At 67.2% G+C, this 1,090-nt stretch carries 1 protein-coding gene; it reads left to right on the forward strand.

From position 1 onward, the window contains the following. Nucleotides 1-66 precede the first annotated feature (66 nt). The gene (locus tag HUN08_RS14040) at nucleotides 67-1,080 is read left to right on the forward strand and encodes an alpha/beta hydrolase family protein (protein WP_301546742.1); all 1,014 of its coding nucleotides are present in this window, start codon (nucleotides 67-69) and stop codon (nucleotides 1,078-1,080) included. The last annotated feature ends 10 nt before the right edge of the window (nucleotides 1,081-1,090 follow it).

Raw genomic sequence — 1,090 nt, forward strand, 5'->3', positions numbered from 1 at the left:
ATGTAAACCTGGACCTGTACACTCGTGCCGAACTTTGCCGAAGGGAATCCTGTGTCGTCTGCCGTCTTGAGGACTGTCGTGGGATTGGCCCTCGCCTTCGCCGCCACGGTGTCGGCCGTACCCGCGGCACACGCGGAGGACGGCAGCCGGATCGTCAGCGCCCGGTCGACCGGTGTGCAGGAGGAGTCGCTGGTCGTCTACGCGGCCTCTATGAAGCGCGAGGTACCCCTCACCGTCCTGCTGCCGAAGGACACCGCGAAACCGCGACCGGTCCTCTACCTCCTCAACGGGGTCGGCGGCGGCGAGCGCGTCAAGACGGCCGACGGCACCAAGGGGTCGTCGTGGGGCGACTACACGACCTATCGGAAGTTCTTCCGCGACAAGAACGTCTACGTCGTCACGCCGATGTCGGGCCGCTTCTCCTACTACACCGACTGGCGCGAACCCGACCCCCAGCTGGGTATCCAGAAATGGCAGACCTTCCTCACCGAGGAATTGCCGCCGCTGATCGACCAGCACTACGGGACGGCGCGCCGGAACGCGATCGCCGGGCTCTCGATGGGCGGCACCTCGGTGTTCAATCTGGCGATCGCGAATCACAGGCTCTACCGCTCGGTTGCCGCCTTCAGCGGCTGCGCGCGGACCAGCGACCCGATCGGCCAGCAATACGTCAAGCTCACCATCAACGACAACGCCCGCAACAGGCGCGCCGAAAAGATGTGGGGACCCGTCGGCGGTCCCGGCTGGCTGGCGAACGATCCGTACGTGCAGGCCCCCCGCCTGCGCGGCATCAAGATCTACATGACGACCGGTTCCGGCCTGCCCGGCGAGAACGACACGCTCGAACGGCAGGACGTCAAGAACGGCGGGCCGCACTGGCTGGCCGACCAGATCCTCTCCGGCGGCGTCATCGAGGCCGCGGTGAACCTGTGCACCCAGCAGATGGCCCAGCGGCTCTCCTCGATCGGCATCCCCTACCGCCTGACGGTCCGGCCGACGGGGACCCACGCCTGGAGCTATTGGCAGCAGGACCTGTACAACACCTGGCCCGCGCTCGCGCGCGACCTGGCCACCTCCTGACGCCTCCGGA

The organism is Gordonia sp. X0973 (assembly GCF_013348785.1).
Taxonomy (GTDB): domain Bacteria; phylum Actinomycetota; class Actinomycetes; order Mycobacteriales; family Mycobacteriaceae; genus Gordonia.